Origin of the sequence: Candidatus Lariskella endosymbiont of Epinotia ramella (assembly GCF_964019805.1) — a bacterium.
In the GTDB taxonomy this organism is placed as follows: domain Bacteria; phylum Pseudomonadota; class Alphaproteobacteria; order Rickettsiales; family Midichloriaceae; genus Lariskella.
Genome location: NZ_OZ026472.1, coordinates 996,596 through 1,018,964 on the forward strand (window position 1 = coordinate 996,596; position 22,369 = coordinate 1,018,964).

Annotated in this window: 14 protein-coding genes and 1 pseudogene; 8 read left to right on the forward strand and 7 right to left on the reverse strand. The window is 34.3% G+C overall.

Annotated elements, in window-relative coordinates:
* Positions 1-375 precede the first annotated feature (375 nt).
* Complete coding sequence (gene nhaA, locus AACL20_RS04275) at positions 376-1,575, forward strand: Na+/H+ antiporter NhaA (RefSeq protein WP_410519901.1); 1,200 nt, start codon at positions 376-378, stop codon at positions 1,573-1,575.
* 465 nt (positions 1,576-2,040) lie between these two features.
* On the opposite strand, the gene AACL20_RS04280 is transcribed toward nhaA, so the two are convergent.
* The 3 genes from AACL20_RS04280 to dnaK all read right to left on the reverse strand — a co-directional run bounded on the left by AACL20_RS04280 (position 2,041) and on the right by dnaK (position 4,903).
* Positions 2,041-2,412 (reverse strand): IS1 family transposase, encoded by a 372-nt coding sequence (locus AACL20_RS04280; RefSeq protein WP_339052667.1) that lies wholly within the window; start codon positions 2,410-2,412, stop codon positions 2,041-2,043.
* Positions 2,316-2,759 carry a hypothetical protein gene (locus tag AACL20_RS04285; protein WP_339052233.1) on the reverse strand — a complete coding sequence of 148 codons (444 nt, stop codon included), beginning with the start codon at positions 2,757-2,759 and terminating at the stop codon, positions 2,316-2,318. The genes AACL20_RS04280 and AACL20_RS04285 overlap by 97 nt, the downstream gene beginning before the upstream one ends.
* Positions 2,760-2,986: 227 nt before the next feature.
* Positions 2,987-4,903 carry a molecular chaperone DnaK gene (gene dnaK / locus AACL20_RS04290; RefSeq protein WP_339051789.1) on the reverse strand — a complete coding sequence of 639 codons (1,917 nt, stop codon included), beginning with the start codon at positions 4,901-4,903 and terminating at the stop codon, positions 2,987-2,989.
* Positions 4,904-5,507: 604 nt separating this feature from the next.
* Here dnaK and AACL20_RS04295 point away from each other — a divergent pair.
* The 3 genes from AACL20_RS04295 to AACL20_RS04305 are packed head-to-tail and all read left to right on the forward strand — an operon-like array spanning position 5,508 to position 6,764.
* On the forward strand, positions 5,508-5,846 hold the full coding sequence (locus AACL20_RS04295) for a hypothetical protein (protein ID WP_339051790.1): 339 nt from the start codon (positions 5,508-5,510) through the stop codon (positions 5,844-5,846).
* 4 nt (positions 5,847-5,850) lie between these two features.
* Positions 5,851-6,330 carry a flagellar basal body rod protein FlgC gene (flgC, locus tag AACL20_RS04300; protein WP_339051791.1) on the forward strand — a complete coding sequence of 160 codons (480 nt, stop codon included), beginning with the start codon at positions 5,851-5,853 and terminating at the stop codon, positions 6,328-6,330.
* Positions 6,331-6,341: 11 nt separating this feature from the next.
* Complete coding sequence (locus AACL20_RS04305; RefSeq protein ID WP_339040303.1) at positions 6,342-6,764, forward strand: flagellar hook-basal body complex protein FliE; 423 nt, start codon at positions 6,342-6,344, stop codon at positions 6,762-6,764.
* A 947-nt stretch (positions 6,765-7,711) separates the two neighbouring features.
* Here the strand turns inward: AACL20_RS04305 and AACL20_RS04310 are convergent.
* The 4 genes and pseudogenes from AACL20_RS04310 to AACL20_RS04325 all read right to left on the reverse strand — a co-directional run bounded on the left by AACL20_RS04310 (position 7,712) and on the right by AACL20_RS04325 (position 9,498).
* On the reverse strand, positions 7,712-8,299 hold the full coding sequence (locus AACL20_RS04310; RefSeq protein ID WP_339051792.1) for a hypothetical protein: 588 nt from the start codon (positions 8,297-8,299) through the stop codon (positions 7,712-7,714).
* A gap of 21 nt (positions 8,300-8,320) precedes the next feature.
* A pseudogene (locus tag AACL20_RS04315) lies at positions 8,321-8,817 on the reverse strand (IS5 family transposase); the annotation flags it as partial.
* On the reverse strand, positions 8,810-8,959 hold the full coding sequence (locus tag AACL20_RS04320; RefSeq protein WP_339051793.1) for a hypothetical protein: 150 nt from the start codon (positions 8,957-8,959) through the stop codon (positions 8,810-8,812). The pseudogene AACL20_RS04315 and the gene AACL20_RS04320, both read right to left, overlap by 8 nt.
* Positions 8,960-9,009: 50 nt before the next feature.
* Positions 9,010-9,498 (reverse strand): transposase, encoded by a 489-nt coding sequence (locus AACL20_RS04325; RefSeq protein ID WP_339051794.1) that lies wholly within the window; start codon positions 9,496-9,498, stop codon positions 9,010-9,012.
* A gap of 61 nt (positions 9,499-9,559) precedes the next feature.
* On the opposite strand from AACL20_RS04325, the gene AACL20_RS04330 reads away from it, so the two are divergent.
* The 4 genes from AACL20_RS04330 (at position 9,560) to AACL20_RS04345 (ending at position 12,074) form a co-directional block, all read left to right on the forward strand.
* Complete coding sequence (locus AACL20_RS04330; RefSeq protein ID WP_339051795.1) at positions 9,560-10,096, forward strand: transposase; 537 nt, start codon at positions 9,560-9,562, stop codon at positions 10,094-10,096.
* A 29-nt stretch (positions 10,097-10,125) separates the two neighbouring features.
* A protein-coding gene (locus tag AACL20_RS04335) for an IS5 family transposase (RefSeq protein WP_339051669.1) occupies positions 10,126-10,946 on the forward strand; the annotation gives its coding sequence in 2 pieces (ribosomal slippage) (positions 10,126-10,513 and positions 10,513-10,946; 822 coding nt in all).
* A 24-nt stretch (positions 10,947-10,970) separates the two neighbouring features.
* Positions 10,971-11,486 carry a transposase gene (locus AACL20_RS04340; protein ID WP_339052679.1) on the forward strand — a complete coding sequence of 172 codons (516 nt, stop codon included), beginning with the start codon at positions 10,971-10,973 and terminating at the stop codon, positions 11,484-11,486.
* A gap of 225 nt (positions 11,487-11,711) precedes the next feature.
* Positions 11,712-12,074: a hypothetical protein gene (locus AACL20_RS04345; RefSeq protein WP_339051796.1), complete on the forward strand. Its 363-nt coding sequence runs from the start codon at positions 11,712-11,714 to the stop codon at positions 12,072-12,074.
* Positions 12,075-22,369 lie beyond the last annotated feature (10,295 nt).

A 22,369-nucleotide genomic window follows, 5' to 3' on the forward strand; every position in this document is an offset into this window, starting at 1 on the left:
TCCTTACGGATTTAAAGCGCTATTTTGACACTCTAAATATCATTTTATGCCGCTTCTGAGACTTTTGGTGCGTGTACTACTTAATATATAAAAATTTTTTAGTTACATTATGACACAATTATAACGAGCAAAAAATGCAAGCATTACAAGCAAATGAGATGATAGATATACATATCCTGCCTTAAAAATGATATAAATAGTATAAATTATGTTTTATCTCATAGTGCATTGTCATACATATACAATTTTAGACTAGCTTTATAAAATATTACAAATCTATTAAAGATCAGTTAGAACTTTACATATATATATAGTCTTATAGTATATAAACTGATTGCTGTTCTTAACAATTATGTAATTATACTGGGAGGTTGTGTGTCATCTAAGGTTAATGTGTCTACACTAGTTAGTTCTGAGATTCTCTCCGGCATACTAATATCTGTTGCTTTTGCAATGGCAATCTGCGTTGCAAACATAGATCTGCTAGCTCAATTATATAAAAATTTTGTATCCCTACCAATATCTTTTGGTTACTGCAAATTTACTTATCAAAGCTCACTAATCAATTTAGTAAATGATGGGCTGATGACTCTATTTTTTCTATTAATTGGACTGGAATTAAAATTTCATTTAGTATGTGGAGAATATAAAGATACAAAAACGTTAGCTTTGCCTACTGCAGCGGCTGTAGGAGGCATCGTTGTCCCTGCTTTGTTTTATTTATACTTTAATTTCGGTACATCAACTGCAAAAGGCTGGGCGATACCTATCGCAACTGATACAGCTTTTATGCTAGGAGTGTTATCACTCTTTAGTAGGAATATCCCAGCAAAATTACGTGCGTTTATCATAGGATTTTCCCTAATAGATGATGCGATTGCCCTTCTAATTCTTGCAATCTTTTATACGAAATCGCTCAATGCTATAGCAATGGTAATTTCTGTTATATTACTTGCTATACTCTTTGTGCTTAATAGGCAAAATGTTAGAAATCTCTATTGTTATATAGTAGTCGGGATTTTTCTTTGGATATCAATGGTTGAAGCTGGAATACATGGCACCTTATGTGGCGCAATTTTTGCCTTAACTATTCCTGTACAAATAGAAGGCCAAATTAACGATTCGTTTCATAAATTAGAAAATGTTTTGAGACCATTTGTTCATTTTTTTATCTTGCCTTTATTTGTTTTTATTAATTCAGGAATAAGTTTTGATAGCTTGTCATATGAAGTACTCACTTCTAACATCACAATTGGTATTATTGTAGGTTTATTTATTGGGAAACAGCTTGGTTTATTAAGTTTTTCCTATTTTGCTATCAAAATGAAACTTTGTTCACTACCACAAGGTGTGAATTGGAGTACATTCTATGGAATTTCTATTCTAGGAGGGATTGGATTCACACTAAGTCTTTTTATAGGCGATCTCACTTTTGAAGATTTACAACCACACTATGCAATGCGAGTCGGAGTAATTATAGGGTCAACGTTGTCAGCATTTCTAGGCTCTGCTATAATTTTATTGGCACAAAAAAGAACATCAAAAAATAATAGCATTGAAACTTTAGGCACGTAGTAAATTGAAAGCTAAAATATAAGTTAGTGCTAGCCTTTAAAATCCAGAGCTTGAAGAAATGTAACAGAATTGATCTTTCTATTACAACTGTGTCATCGTTTTTGTACTACAAGTATGCGCAGCTCACGATAAATTATAGAGCGTGAGCGCTTCAAACGCAAAGCTATATTGCTTACATGTAAGGCAATATAGCTTTAATAAAAGGAAGGTTTGCTGGTCTTTCTTACTTAAGAGTGGTATACATTTGCTTTTGCAACAATCATTTTATTTTTTATTTATAAAATGATTCTTATATCATTGCTTGGATTGCTGCACTTCGCTTTAGAATAAAGGTGGGATTGAGGAACTAGTACTCTAAAAATACACCATCAAAATCCTCGCGCATGCATTTTGGCATTATTGCATAATGAGACTATTTCATTATCAGTACATATAAAATCCTAAAGCTTCTCACTTCGAGAGTTTTCACATAAAGATAGATAAGGTTTGTTCTTGATATTGTGTAAATATTTGTGGTGTTGTAAGAGCGCACCAAAGCTTGATGGATCCGTAGACCATTGACTCCTTCTTTGAAACGATCTTAGTACGCCGTGTCATTCTGCCTAAATGATGTCGCGTGTTACTATTATCTCTCTCGATAGATACTGTGCCAGACTTGCCAATCGTATGACGCTTTTTTGGTAAAACTTTAGAAAAAGCATTCCAATCATCCGTATAAAAATGACATTCTTTCAGATGACTCACTTTGTCGTAGAGCTTTTGGAATGTTGCAGTATCACGATTGCCTGTAACCCATGCAACAGTTCTCCTTGTGCTACGATCAACCGCCTTGATGATCCAAAGCTTGTTTTTTTTGAACCAATAAAATGCCACATCTCGTCAAATTCCATCTCCATAATATCCGAAGAGATGATTGGCTCCTGAGTCTTGTTCATCGCCTCTACTAACCAGCGATAAATTATGGACGGTGAGTGTCCTAATATCCTGCCTAACATAGAAAAAGAGGCCTTGCCAAGGCTATATAGCATAACACATAGTGCTTTCTTAACGGCTGTTTGAGGCTTTTTGCGCAGATCGCCCTCAACAAAATTTAGAAGGCATGATCTGCACTTATAACGCTGTACACCCCTCACAATGCCGTTTTTTATAAAGCTATCGGAACCACATCCCTTACAACAAACCATAAAACCACCATTTAGTTCTTAAAACAGTGATCATATCATATCTCTATCTAATTGTGAAAACTCTCCTCACTTCAAGAAGTTTATCTGCCATTGAAATACCAGCTTTGTTAGTTTATTTAGCAGATAAACTCAAGGATATGCCCTGCGCATTATGCAACAAAGCCATGCATTTTGTTAATAGCGTTGTGAATACAACTCTTCATTTATCAGAAGTAAATATCAATTGATTAATCTTTCTTATCATTTTTTACTTCTTCAAACTCAGCATCTACAACTTTTTCATCTGTAGCGTTACCTGACTCTTCTCCATCAGTTGTACTCTCAGAATCTTGAACAGAACCAGACTGCCCATATACTCCTTGACCAATTTTCATGGATGATTGTATTAACGCTTCTGTTTTGTTTTGAATATCTGTCAAATCTTCAGTTGCTATAGCAGCTTTCAAAGCAGATATATCATTTTCTATAGATGTTTTATCATCTTGAGAAATCTTATCTCCATATTCTTTTAAGGTTTTCTCAGTTGAATAGATTGTACTATCTGCATTGTTTCTAGCTTCTATCAAGGCTTTCTTAGTCTCTTCAATACCTGCATTTGCTTCTGCTTCTTTGATCATTTTTTCAATTTCTTCTTTGGAAAGACCACCAGATGATTGAATCGTAATTTTTTGTTCTTTGCCTGTTGTTTTATCTTTTGCAGACACATGTAATATACCGTTTGCATCAACATCAAATGTTACCTCAATTTGTGGCATGCCGCGTTGCGCAGGAGGAATGCCTTCTAAATTGAACTGTCCAAGTAGTTTGTTACTTGTAGCTATTTTGCTCTCACCTTGAAATACACGTATGGTAACAGCATGTTGATTATCTTCTGCTGTTGAAAATACTTGGCTCTTTTTTGTAGGAATTGTAGTATTACGCTCTATTAATGGAGTAAATATACCGCCTAATGTCTCAATACCAATAGAAAGCGGTGTTACATCCAGAAGTACTACGTCTTTCACATCGCCACTTAGGACTGCACCTTGAATTGCAGCACCAATTGCTACTACTTCATCAGGATTTACACCTTTATGAGGCTCTTTTCCAAAAAACTCTCGAACCTTTTCTATCACCTTTGGCATGCGTGTCATGCCACCTACTAATACAACTTCATCAATATCGCTTGCATTAATGCCAGCATCTTTTAATGCAGCTTTACAAGGAGCTATAGTTCTATTAATAAACTCATCAACAAGGTTTTCAAATTTAGCACGTGTCAACTTAATATGCATGTGCTTAGGTCCGCTTGCGTCAGCAGTAATATAAGGTAGATTTATCTCAGTTTCCATCGCACTAGATAGTTCTATTTTAGCCTTCTCAGCTGCTTCTTTTAACCTTTGTAGTGCCATCTGATCTTTCATCAAATCTACACCAGTATCATTTTTGAATTCATCACAAAGATATTGTAGTATTCGCAAGTCAAAATCTTCACCGCCTAAAAAAGTATCACCGTTAGTAGATTTTACTTCAAATACGCCATCGCCAATCTCTAGGATAGATACGTCAAATGTACCACCACCCAAATCATAAATTACAACAGTTTTAGAGCCAGCCTTATCAAGGCCATATGCAAGCGCAGCAGCAGTAGGCTCATTGATTATTCTGAGAACATTCAAGCCAGCAATTTGACCAGCGTCTTTTGTTGCTTGTCTTTGTGAGTCGTTAAAATACGCAGGAACTGTGATTACAGCATCTGTAACTTTTTGTCCTAGGTAACTTTCCGCAGTTTCTTTCATCTTTTGGAGAACCATAGCGCTTATTTGACTAGGAGACATAGCTTCACCTTTAGCTTCAACCCAAGCGTCTCCATTTTTTGCCTTTACTATCTTGAAGGCAACTTTAGAATTTAATTCCTTAGATTTTTGATCATCAAACTGCCTGCCTATTAATCTTTTTGCAGCAAATACAGTATTCTCTGGATTAGTAACAGCTTGTCTCTTTGCAGGCTGTCCTACTAACTTTTCACCATTTTTTGTAAATGCTACTACTGAAGGTGTTGTGCGTGCACCTTCTGAATTCTCTATAACTTTGGCGGATTTCCCGTCCATTATGGCAACGCATGAATTTGTTGTGCCAAGATCTATACCTATTACTGTACCCATTATACTTTATACCTCTCTTGAGAAAATCACTTTTCAAATTCATATAGTGTATTTTTTTGAAGATACAAGTAGCCAACTAGTGAATTTCTAAACATGCAATAGACTATATTTTGTAGTTTTTGCAAGTATACTTGTCATACTTTTCAAAATTGGCATCATAAAAAAGCTCCTTATGTATTTTGTATACAGCATGTGTTCTCATTCTTTTTAGCTCTTTTTGAAGTCTCATACCAACTCTTCATTTACCTGAGATGTATCCGTTTAATATGGTTTAATATGAAATAAAGGGAACAATAGTACTGTTAACCGTGCCATACTAAATAAATATAAGTTGGCAATTATAAAACTAATTTGTAACTTGTTTTAAAAAGTAAAGAATTAACGTCATACAGCATTTGTGAATGTATCACTTCACAAAGTGATTGTAAGAATCAAATGTTGCCAATATACTAGTTGTATACACCATAAAGTTGAGCAAAGTGTTATGTTCCAATGTACTTTTTGTGCAAAATTTCTGAGGCTTGTCAAATACTCTTTTATTGCTTCTCTATTATTTGCTTATGGCAAGTGCTATGGAGAAGATCTGGAATATATACAGCAGTATATGCAGTTCTTGAGTGATCGAGATATGGTCCTCTCAAAAAATATAGCGAATGCTGATACTCCAAATTTTAAGCCTAAGGATTTATCGCGCAATAGATCCGATATCTCAAGTTTTGAGTTAAGTGTTACAGATCCTATGCATATTGCTTATGAAACTGGGACGAGATATGATTTGGAAGATGGTAAGATTATTGAACTTAAACCTAATAGCAATGCTGTGCACCTTGAACATGAAATGATGCAAAAGAATGAGAATGCTTCTGCTATGCAGGAAGCTGCAAATTTATATAGCAAGGCACGAACATTGATGAAAATAGCAATAACTGGAGGAGTAAAGTAGCATTATGAAAGTTACTGTATTCTTATATACTTATATTGTATCGATTGCGCTGCATTGTATTGCGTTTGGAGAGGTTGATACTTTAACTGCTGCTTCCAGAATATCTGCATCTGGTATGCACGCGCAAAGCGAAAGGCTAAAGATTATTGCTCAGAATCTTGCAAATATGGAAGTCACTGGCATTACACAGGATCAAGATCCATATAGAAGGAAGATAATATTTTTTAAGAACGAGTTCAATGAAGACGCAAAAACTGAAATTGTGAGCGTAGAAAGGATAAGTCATGATAGTAGTGACTTCATGCTAAAATATCAGCCATCTCATCCTGCTGCAGACGAGCGTGGGTATGTCAAATATCCAAATGTTCACCTTGCTATTGAAACTGTTGATGCAAAAGAAGCTCAAAGAAGTTTTGAAGCTAATCTTAGTGCTTTTGAGATTACTAAATCAAATCAACATAAGCTGATTGAATTGATTAAATGATGTGAGTTTTTATGAGTACAATATCAAGTGTAACGTCACACCTGCAAGCTGCAAATGCCTATAAAAAGGCTCTTGGAGCAAGTATTAAAAGCGCTGCTGGGAATTTTGGCAACAAACCAGGAAAGCTGAATTCTAATACAGTAGCTGCTATACAAAATGCTAGTGCCGCTCTGCAAATAGATAAATCAGGGCTTTCTATATCAAAATCTGTAGGTCCAGCAAGTTTTCCTGAGTTGCTCAGTCTTGCAAGAAAGGATTATATTAGCAAGTTAAAAAAAGCAGAAAGAAAAACCGTTAGCGCTATAGAAGAAAACACTTCGATAGCAGAAGTTATGGGTGCTGTTAATGAATCTGAAATTGTACTATTAAAAATGATAGGACTGCGGGATCGTTTTATAAATGCATATCAGGAAATTCTGAAGATGCCACTTTGACGTAGTATTGTAGTAAAAACAGGTAGTTATTATAAGTTAACATTGTAGTCTAGATTGCAAACGCGCACCAAAAATCTCGAAAGTGCGCATAAAATGGCGCTTGGAGCGCAAAAATAGCGCTTTAAATCCGTAAGAAAATGTTATAATAAACACAAAAAACTTACGGATTTTGTGAAAGTAGTATTTTTAAGTATCAGACAAATTATATAGTAAGTTAAGTTGAAGTTTGCGCATATATAGATGTGTGTTACACTCAAAGGAAAAATGCCATCCTCATACAGCAAAGATTTTCCGAAAAAAGCAATAACATATGTATGCTTTGGTTCAATTCTTTAATACGCAAACCTCAACTTAATTTGCCATATATCCAAAAATTAGCGCAGAGCCAAATCCTAGGCTAGTTTTTGCACATTTAACTTCTCCACAAAAATTTATTTGCGCAAGCAAATCAATTTTTGGCGGACGTACTATATTATCTGTGAAATAAATAAGAGTATGTTATTGAGTTATATGGGCTGCTATTATTCACTTGAGCTAAGCAAAAATGTTATTTCATATATTGAACTGGTATGGTAAAGAGTTCTGCTGCCTTTGGTATACTGATCAAGACCTATAGCTAACTAACCATAAAATGAGTATGAAAAACGCTATATTTTTTGGATAAATTTTATTTGTTTGCAATGCAGTAATGTCGCTATATTACAGACGAAAAGCGGATACTAAATTTATCAACAAGACAAATGTTTAACATGCGTATTTTATGGTTAGTTAGTTAGCTATATATCAAAGGCAAAGGCGAGGTATTATTTATCGCGCTACAATATTACCACCAAACTTAATATAAAAGAGCGACTGCAGTAGCAAACTCAAGTAAGCCCTGCAGCAACTCAAAGCATCATCGAATGCAAAAATCAAAGCAATAAAGGATGATTAGCCGTATCTTCAAATTAATAACCTAACATGTCATTATGAGCTCCTAGAGAGTCAGAAATAATATTAATCATCTCATGATAACTCATATTAGAAGAAAAATTAATATCAAAAATATAAGATGTGGTACTATTAGTTACTGTGCTATTTGAAGCAGCATCACTGCTTGAGACATTCTTTCTAATATCTTCATGACAAATATTTTTTGCAGCAATGCCTATAGCTAGTATATCGTCATATGCTGAGTCATATACTATTGAAGCACATGAAGATGTCGAACACATAAATCTTTTTGCTTCACTACCTGACTCATTAGATGTAGCATGATATGGATTATAATGTGCATCCTCTGAATCACGAACTCCTAGATCATCCTTGTTCTGATTTTTCATGTCGTCTACAGGGCAAGTACCATCAGCTTCAGCATTACCTGAAGTGCTGGTAGGTGCATCCTCTGAATCACGAACTCCTAAATCATCCTTGTTCTGATTTTTCATGTCGTCTGCAGGGCCAATATCAATTTTGTGTCTTTCAACAAACTTAACTGCATCGTTGTAGTATCCACTCATCTTTTTAAGATCCATAACAACTTGTCCTGGAGACATTAGACCTCTTGCATAACCTATTTAAAGCTCAAAGTTATAGATACCAGCAAGTAAATTAAACCTTAAACCGAATCGTTTTCTTCTGTTCCTATAACGATCAGCGATAATTTTAAATCGTTTGATCATGCCTATGACGTTTTCATTTAAAACACGTTCACTAGACAATTGACGATTTTTCTTTTTATCTTTCCTGCTTAGTGGTCGCTTTTTTGTCTTTTTCTTTGGTAACTCTGAATTATAATGCAACTTATCAATGCCTTGATAACCAGTATCTGTAAGAACTTTAATCTCAGGGTGGATGTGAACTCCGGATTCTTTAAATAACCTGAAATCATGACGCTTGCCATTAGAAAAATTAGTGCAAATGATTTCTTTTTTCCTTTTATCCACAATAAGCTGAGTTTTTAGAGTATGTCGCCTCTTTTTTCCCGAATAAAAGTGCTTCTGTTTTTTTTAGGTCGTTCTATCGGTGTTTCAGTAGCATCAATTAACACAAGTTCGTATTCAGAATCACATCTCTGCCTGCAAGGCTCTCTCCAAAATACTCTTCGTTAATTCCTTAATCAATCCATCCTGCTTCAGTACTGTCTTTAAATCCGCTCCTCCTTCTATCAGTAAGTCTATCGCTTCATTTATTTTCTTATTCTTTTCTGTCTTCATTCTAATTACCTATATTCTTTATTAATTCCAAATATAGGCTCTACTATAATTTACACAATCTTTGATAAAGACTCTCTAACCTCATCAATTACATCATCTGTAACCCTACTAATTAAACTCTCACTAACTTCTGCTCCATATAATTCTTGTAATTGGATCTTGATATCAGACAAACTCATCCCCTTGGCATACAGAGATATTATCTTTTGATCTAAACCATCTATTCTTGTTTGATTCTTGGAGACAATTACAGGTGCAAATTTACCTTCTCTATCTCGCGGAATATTTAACTCGATACTGCCATTCTCAGTAATCAAATTCTTATTATAATGACCATTCCTGCAATTCTCAGTTTCAGACCTATCATATTTGTTATAACCTAAGTGTTCAGACATTTCTGCCTGCAAGGCTCTCTCCAAAATACTCTTCGTTAATTCCTTAATCAATCCATCCTGCTTCAGTACTGTCTTTAAATCCGCTCCTCCTTCTATCAGTAAATCTATCGCTTCATTTATTTTCTTATTCTTTTCTGTCTTCATTCTAATTACCTATATTCTTTATTAATTCCAAATATAGGCTCTACTATAATTTACACAATCTTTGATAAAGACTCATGGCAATTATAATAAGCATTTGATTACTGAGAATGGTAGTATCGAGTTAAATATTCCGCGAGATAGAGAAGGTAAATTTGCACCTGTAATTGTATCCAAGAATCAAACAAGAATAGATGGTTTAGATCAAAAGATAATATCTCTGTATGCCAAGGGGATGAGTTTGTCTGATATCAAGATTCAATTACATGAATTATATGGTGCAGAAGTTAGTGAGAGTTTAATTAGTAGGGTTACAGATGATATAATTGATGAGGTTAGAATTTGGCAGAGTAGACCTCTTGAACCATTATATCCTATAGTATATTTTGATTGTTTAATAGTTAAGGTAAGGCAAGATAAACAGATAATTAATAAATCAGTATATGTTGCGCTGGGTATAGATTTACAGGGCCGGAAAGATATTTTAGGATTATGGATAAGTGAGAATGAAGGATCTAAATTCTGGCTTAGTAATTTTACTGAATTGAAGAATCGAGGATTAAAAGATATATTAGACCTCTTGCATAACCATATAAATTGATTAAAATCCTTGATTTTATCAAGGATAACATGAAGTTTGAAAACATCAAAGATGAATACGCAGAAGAGTTTCGCAGGCTTACTGGCATTAAACGAGGAACGTTTGAAGTTATACTAAGTATATTAAAAGAAGCTGAAGCTATTTTAAAGTCTCAAGGTGGAAAACCCAATAAATTGGCTTTAGAAGATCGATTACTCATGACGCTTGAGTACTTGCGTGAATACAGGACATATTTTCATATTTCCCGCAGTTATGGAATAAGTGAAAGTGCCTGTTATCGTAATATACGTTGGATTGAAGATACTCTAATTAAAGATAAACGATTTTCACTACCTGGACGTAAAGCATTACTAAAAAGCGATTCTGAATACGAACTTGTGTTAATTGATGCTACTGAAACACCGATAGAACGACCTAAAAAAAACAGAAGCACTTTTATTCGGGAAAAAAGAGGCGACATACTCTAAAAACTCAGCTTATTGTGGATAAAAGGAAAAAAGAAATCATTTGCACTAATTTTTCTAATGGCAAGCGTCATGATTTCAGGTTATTTAAAGAATCCGGAGTTCACATCCACCCTGAGATTAAAGTTCTTACAGATACTGGTTATCAAGGCATTGATAAGTTGCATTATAATTCAGAGTTACCAAAGAAAAAGACAAAAAAGCGACCACTAAGCAGGAAAGATAAAAAGAAAAATCGTCAATTGTCTAGTGAACGTGTTTTAAATGAAAACGTCATAGGCATGATCAAACGATTTAAAATTATCGCTGATCGTTATAGGAACAGAAGAAAACGATTCGGTTTAAGGTTTAATTTACTTGCTGGTATCTATAACTTTGAGCTTTAAATAGGTTATGCAAGAGGTCTATTAATTGCCTGTAGTGATAACCTGACTGGTATGTCTGAAGCTATATGCGCAAGTTATCCCAAAACTGAGCATCAGCTTTGTATAGTACATCAAATTAGAAATAGCCTGAAGTATGTATCATATAAAGACAGAAAATTATTGGCATCAGATTTAAAGCTTATTTATAGCTCTGCTACTGAAGATGAAGCGCATCTTGCCCTAGAATCTTTTGATAAGAAATGGAGTAAACGATATCCACATATAGCAAAATCCTGGTATAATAATTGGGAGAATCTTGTAATATTTCTGCAATATCCAGAGAGTATCCGTAAGATAATTTACACTACAAATGCTATAGAATCGCTGAATAGTCAGTTGAGAAAAGTTACAAGAAATAAGCGTGTTTTCCCAAATGATGATTCGGTATTCAAGGTTTTATACCTAACGATTGATTATATTACCAAAAAATGGACCATGCCTATCTCTAACTGGAATGAAGCTATGGCTCATTTTATAATCAAATTTGATGGGAGATTTTAATGGCTCTAAAAAATTTACACAATCAATGAGAAAGACCCGCAAAGCGATTTTAAGATAGATTCAGTTAGTGACTTTATTAATAAGTGCGGCTTTGAAATTGGAATGAATGCATTAACATATGCTGCATATAATGCACTAAGTTTATTTTCACCACTCAAACTTTTCACAGAAGTCTTAATAAGCTCTGCCTTGAGCGGCATTACTTGTTACAACCTATACAATAGAATGGAAGCTAGTCAACAAAATGATGGAAAGCCAGTTGAACAATCGATATTTACAAAGTTCATATCTTATATAGCAGGCGGAACTACAGCTCTTGCTTATAATTACACGCACTCATATAAACTATCTGACGTTCATATAACCGCATTTACAATTCATGCTATCAAAACATTACAGTATGGCATAATCGCACATCAAATAACAAATGCGATTTCTGATTTATTACTACAAGAGCAGCAAACCACTAGCGAAGCAACTTTTGAAACTCACTACAAATATATACCAGAACAATTTGCTGAATTTGATATAAATGAGGAATCGAGCGTACAATCAACATCTCCTTTCATTTCAGAACCAGAACTTTGAAGAAAATCCATTAAAGTCACATGTAGCACCGCTTGTCTCTTTCTATGCTTTATGTGATTTTTCTTCAAAATCTGTCCGTCAAAAATTGATTTGCTGCACAAATGAATTTTTGTGTAGAAATTAAATGTACAAAAATTAGCTATTAGATATCTGCCCTGCGCTAATTTTTGGATATATTCATTACTCCTGCGCCCTGCAAACACTACTTTCACAAAATCCGTAAGTTTTTGCGCTTACTATAATATTTTCTTACGGATTTAAAGCGCTATTTTGATACTTGAGGCATCATTCTATGAGTACTTTCGAGACTTTTGGCGCACGTACTTAAGAAGCGCAACGTAAAAGGAAGTACATAAGCATCCTTAAGGAAGCCGAGCGACAAAGCAATTTGCCACCGTAACAAGCGTTTGAAGAAGAAGTTTATTCATTCAAAACAGCAACAGTGAATTCTTTAAGCATTGTCAAAGCTTTCACTCAAAAGCTTGAAGTTACCACCAACAGCAGTGGTATTTATTGTCAATGTCCTCTCTGTGATAAATTTAAGAAGATAATTTTGCCCCCCAGCTTTAAAACCAGTACCAGAATTTCCTTCTCCACCAAATGGGTGTGATTCAACCTGCGCTCCTGTGACAGATCTGTTTATATAGATATTTCCAGCTTTTATTTTACTTGCTACATACTTAAAATTTCTCTCAATACGAGATTGCATTCCAAACGTTAATCCAAATCCTGTACTATTTATTTCTGCAATCACATTATCAATATCTTTTGCTTTATAAGAGATAACATGCAATATCGGACCAAAATTCTCTTCTTTTATGTCATGAATGCTTTTTATCTCTATTATGCAAGGCGCTATAAAATAGCCGTCTTTATATTCTATGTTTTCAAGATCACCACTCCACGTAGTAACTTTAAAGCCATTTTTCTTCATATACGCTACATGAGCTTCTAGAGAACTTTTAGCAGCAGCGCTAATGACAGGGCCAAGATCATTTGAGAAATCCAATGTATTACCAATCTTAATCTCCTGCAACGCACCAGAAAGCATTTTAAGTAGCGGCTCATATATCTCATCTTGCACATAAAGAACACGCAATGCAGAACATCTCTGCCCTATGCTACCAAACGCAGAGAACAATATTGCATCCACAGACTGTTCCAGTAAAGCTGAACTATCAACTATCATGGCATTTTGTCCACCAGTTTCTGCAATGAAAGATGCGATAGGTGCATTTCTAGAAGCCAACGCAACATTTATAGCACGAGCAACTTTAGTCGAACCGGTAAAACAAACTCCAGATACCCTGTTATCACTTGTCAGCTGTCTACCTATCTGCCCTCCAGCACCAAGCAACAGATGCAAAGCTCCACTTGGTACTCCAGCAGCACGTATTAAATCGACAGTATAAAGTGCTATCAAAGATGTCACTTCTGAAGGTTTAGCAAGCACAGTATTACCACACACTAATGCTGCAAAGATCTGCCCACAAAATATTGCTAATGGAAAGTTCCAAGGACTAATACAGACAAATACACCTTTGGGATATAAAGCAAGTGTGTTCAACTCACCTGTATATCCATCTAATACACTCGGCTCAGACATAAGAGCTCTAGCTCTATTTGCATAATATCTTGCAAAATCTATAGCCTCCCTCACCTCATTTATACAATCCTTTATATTCTTTCCAGCCTCTCTTATAAGCAGAGCATATAAAGTATGGCGATTATGGTGCATCAAATCAGCAACTTTTTCCAGAATTTCCGCTCTTTTTTCAACGTGAGAAGAAGACCACTCATCAAAATATTTCTTTGCAGATTCAAGCGCATGTTCCACATCTTTGATACTAGCTCCTATCAATCTCGCTAAAACTTCCTTCGAATTAGCAGGATTCATCACAGTTATACATTTGCTATCACTATTTTCTATAATATTCTTTTCATCTTCTACAAAATAACTTTGCCATGATTTTTGCAGCACTGAAACAAGAGTTGAAATACTAACGCCTTCTACAGACTTTCTAATAATCTCCAAATCTTGTGCAAAACCCAGATCATATCCTATAGAATTCAATCTACCGCTTGAAAATATGTTTTGCGGCCTAAGAATTTTAGGAGCAACGTTTAGTTTCTTAATTGCTGCCTTCACATGCGTTTCCATATCAGCACTTTGCGAAGAATCGTTCTTCCTATGCACTATATGTAGAAATGAGGTATTTGCTCCATTTTCAAGCAATCTTCTCATAAGATACGCCAACAAATCATGATATACACCTACAGGCGCATAAATTCTAGAAATATATCCTTGCTTCAACATAACATTATGCAAAGCGTCACCCATTCCATGCAATTTTTGAAACTCGAATTCATCCTTATCACACATATCTTGGATTGCTGCGATCGTATATGCATTATGCGTAGCAAATTGTGGATATATCCATTGCTTATTAGCAATAATCTTCTTAGCACATGCAAGATACGATATATCTGTGAATTCTTTACATGTAAAAACAGGGTAGTCTAGTAAACCCAATTCTTGAGCATTTTTAATTTCAAAATCCCAATAAGCACCTTTAACAAGTCGCACAGGAATTCTTTTATTATATCTCTTCGCAAGCTCTATAATATAGTCTATTACTGCAAACGCACGTTTCTGATACGCCTGCACAACAAAGCCTATGCCATTATAGGCTGCAAATTCATCTTTTGAGATAAGCTTTGTTAACAGCGCTAGGTAAATATCTAACCTACTTGCCTCTTCTGCATCAAACGTTACAGCTATATTCTTCTCCGCACACTTCTTAACTATATTCTCAACTCTTGAAAATAATTCGCTAAACACCCTCTCTCTTTGAAGCAATTCAAATCTTGGATGAAGAGCAGAAAGTTTGACAGATATACTAGGAGCACTATAACAATCTTCTCGCTTTTTATCTCCTGCTACCACATCTATTGCCATGAGATAACTTGAGTAATAATTTTCAACCTGCTCTATGTTTCTAGATGACTCACCAAGTATGTCATATGAAACTCTTTGTCCGCTTTTTTCGTATCGTTTAGCATTTTCAACACCAGACTTTATAGAATCCCCTATAATGAAAGTATTGGCTATAGAATGGATAGCTTTTTTTAAAATTTTTGAGACAACATTCTTCCCAAATTTTCCTACTAGCTTTGCAACATCAAAATCTAATTCATTAAATTTGAGCATTTTACCAGTGATAAAAAGCCCCCAAGTAGAAGCATTCACAAATAAAGACTCACTTTTCCCTGAATGCTTCAACCAATCTTTGTTTAAGATTTTATCCACTATCAACTGCTGCGCAGTGTATTCATCAGGAATTCTAAGCAAACTCTCTGCTATACACATCATAGCAACACCTTCTTCAGTAGAAAGCTCATATTCTTGCATAAAACTTTCTACAATACTCGCTTTGCTCTTCTTTATTGCCATAACATATTGCTTTGCTCTCTCTCGGACTTTAGCATCCGCAACATGATCAACATTATAATATTCTAGCAAGCTTTCAATGAGCATTTTTTCATCTTGGGGCATATTAACTAAACTTGGCGTTTTTTCATCGAGTAACTGCGACATATCAGGAATAAACAACTAAAATTGAAAAAATTTTGCTTAGTATAGTGTTATATACAAATGCTTTAAGTATGCAATATATAATTTGCACAATTATATATATAATTTCATAAATAACACCATCTGACTTCAAACAACATCTCAATATTCTTATATACTTTATATATCCGTCTTTTTTTAGAAATATTTATCATATAATGACTAATAAATCACAATTTTTCATTACAGCACACTACACAATAAATCTTTACAATCTCTAATGGCGCATATATACCGCATATAAATACAAATATCATCCACAAAATAATTAACAAATAACAATCATAACCATAATATTTGGAACAAAGACTTAAGCTACTCAGATTATGATTAATACATGTAGTAAATGCTCACAATTACAACCTATAAGGTAGTTGGCATAAAAAGCAAGTAGAATACATGCTCTACTCTCAAAATTATGCAGCTAAATTTATTTATATACCACTTGATACACTAAAGAAAACCGTTGCAACATGTATTGACCATATACTACATGAATTATCGATTAATAACTAAAAGTGTATGACAAATTTTTTCTGCTATACAAATAGGTATATATACAAGTTTTGCCACTTTTTCTGCTGGATTTTTTGGTGCACTATAATTGCTTGCATGCCGACATCAATTCCGTGTTTTGAGAATTATGACGCAACGACTACATATTAATAATTAGTTTATACTATAGAGTCAAAATTCTATACAAACTACTGTATAACATTATTAGCATTTCTAAGCACAGAATCAGGTATACTCAGCCCTACTCTTTCAGCAGCTCTCAAATTGATAGATATTTCCTGCTCTTTTGGAAATGCAACTGGTATTTCAGATACCTTCTCTCCATTAGACCTCTTGCATAACCTATTTAAAGCTCAAAGTTATAGATACCAGCAAGTAAATTAAACCTTAAACCGAATCGTTTTCTTCTGTTCCTATAACGATCAGCGATAATTTTAAATCGTTTGATCATGCCTATGACGTTTTCATTTAAAACACGTTCACTAGACAATTGACGATTTTTCTTTTTATCTTTCCTGCTTAGTGGTCGCTTTTTTGTCTTTTTCTTTGGTAACTCTGAATTATAATGCAACTTATCAATGCCTTGATAACCAGTATCTGTAAGAACTTTAATCTCAGGGTGGATGTGAACTCCGGATTCTTTAAATAACCTGAAATCATGACGCTTGCCATTAGAAAAATTAGTGCAAATGATTTCTTTTTTCCTTTTATCCACAATAAGCTGAGTTTTTAGAGTATGTCGCCTCTTTTTTCCCGAATAAAAGTGCTTCTGTTTTTTTTAGGTCGTTCTATCGGTGTTTCAGTAGCATCAATTAACACAAGTTCGTATTCAGAATCGCTTTTTAGTAATGCTTTACGTCCAGGTAGTGAAAATCGTTTATCTTTAATTAGAGTATCTTCAATCCAACGTATATTACGATAACAGGCACTTTCACTTATTCCATAACTGCGGGAAATATGAAAATATGTCCTGTATTCACGCAAGTACTCAAGCGTCATGAGTAATCGATCTTCTAAAGCCAATTTATTGGGTTTTCCACCTTGAGACTTTAAAATAGCTTCAGCTTCTTTTAATATACTTAGTATAACTTCAAACGTTCCTCGTTTAATGCCAGTAAGCCTGCGAAACTCTTCTGCGTATTCATCTTTGATGTTTTCAAACTTCATGTTATCCTTGATAAAATCAAGGATTTTAATCAATTTATATGGTTATGCAAGAGGTCTATTTAATACACGCTCTATTATACGCCCAGTTTCTATACCTATTTCATATTGATTAGGCCCCATAGCAGCTACGATTCCCATATTTATAGCGTCTATATCACTGCAAAATACTGGTTTCTTTGCATCTTCTGCAATCTTTACTATCCCTTGAAGAAAAGATAATGTGATATTATCATTGCTAACGAACAATGCATCCACATCTCTAGTCAACTGCTTTGCAGAGCTAATTATATCTCCACCCGAATAAACAGGAACAGAAATGATTTGGATACCAAAGTTCGACACACTACGTCTTATTATTCTGATTAACTCAAGAGAATTTGCTTCAGCAGGGCTGTATAACATTCCAAGACTCTTTAGATTCGGCAATATTTTTTTGAATAACTCTAGTTGACCCTCAACTGGAACCATATTTGATACTCCAGTAACATTTGCATTAGGCACTCTTATATTCTTCATAAGCCCAGCACTGACAGGATCTGTCACAGAGCTAAACACAAGCGGTATATTTCCGTGATACCATGATAGCGCTTGAGCAGCTTGCGTTCCTATTGCAACAACTACGTCTGGATTTTTAGATATAAAACCTCTAGCAATCTGTTTTGCTAGTTCTTGGCTTCCTTGCGCAGTTTCATAATTAACAGCTACATTACAACATTCTTTCAGATAATCTTCAATGCCACGCCTGGTCGCATCAAGAGCCGGATGTTCAACAGTTTGTAGTATCTTTACCGAAAAACCTTTATCCTTATTATTAGATTTACGATTCTCAGAGTCCATTAGATAAACAATAAATGCCATAAAAAATAGTATAGCTAGAAATATCCTAATATATCTATAACTCATACAGCTAACTCCTCAAATCTCTTTGCCTTAATCTTTTGTTCATATTCAACATATGAGCATAACCTTAATATTAAGACAAGCTAAATATTTGATTGGCCAAATTACAAAATCTGCTAATATTAACGTAATTGCCATATAATTCCTCTCTTGCACACTGAATAGCATGCAGTTATAAGCACTTAACATTAAAATTCAATATGGAAGCAATTATGCGTTACAAACTGGAGATTTGCAGAACTCTAATAAGATCATATATATCTCTAACAAATAAAGAGCTGATATTTATTATGCATGACACTGACTACAAAGTACACGCGCACAGATTTTAAGAAATGACTTTATCAACCGTGCAACATACAAAGTTATATACTCGTCATACTCCAAAAAGAGCTACAAAACGCAAATTGCCAATCATAAAATGAATTAGCAACTCGCATAAAATAAGGAGCCTTGTGACAACACAAATTTTAAAAAGCGTGACGAATATATATAATAAATAAAGAGTTAGTTTTAACTATGCGTATATAAGAAATGAGACTATAATCTTTGTTTATCTCCGCAGTGCAAAGTTATCTCAATTCTCACAGCATTTTAATCTTCCAACTCAGTGATAAGCTAGGCAAAATCTATAACTACGCTCATGCAATAACAACATGTTAAAATTCAATAAAACTATGATATATCGATATATTAGAACATATCTATTGCAACACGCACTGATTGCGGCCCTATTAACAAAAGTGCTTATATAAGGATTTTTAGAACATGATTTTTTAGAGTACAAGTTAATTGCTGCATCTAATACTTTTACATATTTGTAAAGAAATTAACGAAGTAATATAGAAAACTAGGCGAAAAAGACTTATATAATAGTTTGATCAGCACATATGGAAAAGTATACAGGCACAATAACGCTTTACATTACTTAACAAACCACTTTTAAATAAACTCAAACATAAATCTATTGAAGGTTAAGATGAAAGATTTACATACAATACTCGCAAGCACTTACAGCCTTTACCTAAAGACGCAAGTTTGTCATTGGAATGTATCAGGACCAAACTTCCATTCACTACATCAATTATTTCAAGAGCAATATGAAACCATGCAATCTAGAATAGACGGCATAGCTGAGCTTATAGTAATGCGAAATCAAAGCATAAATGCCTCATTCACAGAGTTTGATAAGAATAGTATGATAAAGTCCGGTATTGAGATATCTGCAAATTGGCAATCTATGCTAAAACATCTGCTAGAGGATAATAAAATTCTCTCTGATTTAATCAGAGCAATTATAGCAGATTCTGAAAAAATATCGGATTTTGTAGCGGCAGATTTTTTCACATCACAACTTGCTGAACATGAAAAAAATATATGGATGCTAGATGCAATTCTTTCTTAAATGATAGCCATTAAAACTATATAGCAGGGTAAATGAAGAGTTGGTATTTTATTATACACATACGAAGTTAGACTTCAAAAAGAGCTAGGAAGAACTAAGGGAGCATGTGTATAGTCAATACATAACAAGCGATCTTTTTATTGCGCCAATTTCACAAAGTCTATCCGTCAAAAATTGATCTCCTGCGCAAATAAATTTTTGTAAAAAATTAAATGTACAAAAAATTAGCTTTTAAGCGCGGCACTGGGCTAATTTTCGGACATATAATTTGTCATGTACCTAGCAAATACTACTTAACAAAATCCATAAGATTTTTGGCAATTTTGCCATTTTCTGCTGAACTTTTGGCATATCATAACCGCTTGCAGGCCGAGATAAATCCTACGCTTCTTAGAGTGATGACGCAAGCGACCAAAAAGTATGACGAGTATATAAGTTCATTACCACACCTAATGCTTTTATATTATTTACAAAGAAATGAATGACGCAATATGAAATGTTAGGCCAAAAAAGCCTGAATAATGGCCTTGCCGGCAGTGCCTATGCACTATTATATAGTACGCGCGATGGACTATATACAAAATGTATATTGAGCAAGCTAAATTCAAGAATTAGTATAATGCTATAGATTGATAAAATTTGAATTTTTATATCCTGCGCGCCGTACACCTAGTTTTTCATCCACATGATATGTTCTAACAATCATATTGATGTTAGAATCAATTGCTGACTTCAGATGCTTAGATGCTTTAAACTTCATTACTCTTTTTTCAGGTGCCAATACTTCTTTACCAGTTTTGGGGTTATACACCATTCTTGCTTTTCTTTTATGCACATAAAATGAACCAAATGATTTAATACGTACAGTGCAATCATCTGCCGCTAGAGATTCTATGATAAAATCTATCACAGCATCCACTATATACTCAGCTTGAAATACATGCAGCCCAACTCGTTTTTTAATCTGACGTGTCAAATATTCCCTATTCACTGCCATGAGTTACCTTCCTACATCCATTTAGAAAATTCATCGAACAACCCTCTTGGCTAATTTAACATATATTGTATTCGCACTACACCGAAAGGCTTCCAAAATAAAATATAAAGGTAAGATATTGTTGCTCATCTCAAAAATAAGAAAACAAAAATCCAATGATTTTCCAACATAACACAATACCAATATATAGTATGACTTATTATTATCTCATATATGCAAATAAACATCAAAAGATTTATATTTTTATATAAATCATAACTTTATATAAAAATATAAATCATCTTTGAGTTGCATTACTATCTCTGCGCTGCATCACTTTTCATATGGCTCTGCCTACATAAATGCTCGAGTGATGATTTTGAAATCATGATTTTTTAGAGTATAATAATTTCTACCTCAAATACTTCACATACCTACAAAGAAATTAACGAAGCAATATGGTATATTAGATAAAAAATGTTTACAAAATGACTTGGTTAACAGAGTTATGATAAAATATATTTTAAACAAAACATTCCGAGACAGAAGAATAAAAATCACAACTTATGATAGATTTGCGCAAACTTCTATAAATTATAGATATTCATAATAACTCAAAAAGTACTTTACTTTACGCAGAATCAAAGATAGATTCTCGTTGTCATATAGGAGTGTAGCTCAATTGGTAGAGTTCCGGTCTCCAAAACCGGCGGTTGGAGGTTCGAGTCCTCTCGCTCCTGCCAATTCATTTTATGTAAAATTAGTTTCTTTTTTCATTTTCAAGAATACTCGCAGGAGATTTTGAGTGGCCACAGCCTTAATAACTGGCGGCGCAAGGAGAATAGGAAGATTCTTGACGCTTTATCTTATAAAGAATGGTTGGAACGTTATTGTGCATTACAATCAATCGCATTCCGACGCATCATCTATCAACTCTTCGCTTTCTGAAGAAGAAAAAGGCAGAATAGAACTGGCGCGCCTTGATTTTTCAGCAGCTTCTTGTAATTTTCCCGCGCTATTTCATGCAACAAAAGAACCAATCAGCCTTCTGATTAATAACGCCTCTGCATTCCAAAATGACTCTATTTATTCTTTAAACTCTGATGAGGTAAGCTCTTGTCTTGCTACGAACTTAACAGCTCCTATGATACTGACATCATTGTTCGCAGGACAAAACTTCCATAATAATGCTAACCTAAACATAATAAATATGTTAGATTGCAATGCATACTCTTCAGCGAACAATTTTTGCACGTATAGGCTAACAAAATTAGCACTTACAGATTTTACCAAAACGTCAGCTAGACAGCTTGCACCAAAAATCAGAGTGAATGGCATAGCAGTTGGATATGCACTAAAAAGCGAACAACAGAATCAAGAAAATTTCGAAAATGAAATTAAAAAATCTATACTAGGCAAGCAAGTCAAATGCGACGAGATTACAAGTACTGTAGATTTTATAATAAAAACACCTTCAATTACTGGTCAGATAATATCTCTTGGTATTTAAAGTTATGATTTCCGAATACTATTTAGTTATAAAATCTATTCATATTATTGCAGTAATATGCTGGATGGTTGGCTTGCTATATCTACCAAGGCTCTTTGTGTATCATGCCAATACAAGAGTAGGCTCTGAAACAGATATGATATTTAGAACCATGGAAAGACGCCTTTTTATGTATATAATGACCCCT

What these genes read in the sequence shown, in the direction of transcription:
- AACL20_RS04285 (WP_339052233.1), bottom strand. Translation starts at nt 2,759, where the DNA reads ATGGTTTGTTGTAAGGGATGTGGTTCCGATAGCTTTATAAAAAACGGC.
- dnaK (WP_339051789.1), bottom strand. Translation starts at nt 4,903, where the DNA reads ATGGGTACAGTAATAGGTATAGATCTTGGCACAACAAATTCATGCGTT.
- AACL20_RS04295 (WP_339051790.1), top strand. Translation starts at nt 5,508, where the DNA reads ATGCAGTTCTTGAGTGATCGAGATATGGTCCTCTCAAAAAATATAGCG.
- flgC (WP_339051791.1), top strand. Translation starts at nt 5,851, where the DNA reads ATGAAAGTTACTGTATTCTTATATACTTATATTGTATCGATTGCGCTG.
- AACL20_RS04305 (WP_339040303.1), top strand. Translation starts at nt 6,342, where the DNA reads ATGAGTACAATATCAAGTGTAACGTCACACCTGCAAGCTGCAAATGCC.
- AACL20_RS04310 (WP_339051792.1), bottom strand. Translation starts at nt 8,299, where the DNA reads ATGTCTCCAGGACAAGTTGTTATGGATCTTAAAAAGATGAGTGGATAC.
- AACL20_RS04320 (WP_339051793.1), bottom strand. Translation starts at nt 8,959, where the DNA reads ATGAAGACAGAAAAGAATAAGAAAATAAATGAAGCGATAGACTTACTG.
- AACL20_RS04325 (WP_339051794.1), bottom strand. Translation starts at nt 9,498, where the DNA reads ATGAAGACAGAAAAGAATAAGAAAATAAATGAAGCGATAGATTTACTG.
- AACL20_RS04345 (WP_339051796.1), top strand. Translation starts at nt 11,712, where the DNA reads ATGGAAGCTAGTCAACAAAATGATGGAAAGCCAGTTGAACAATCGATA.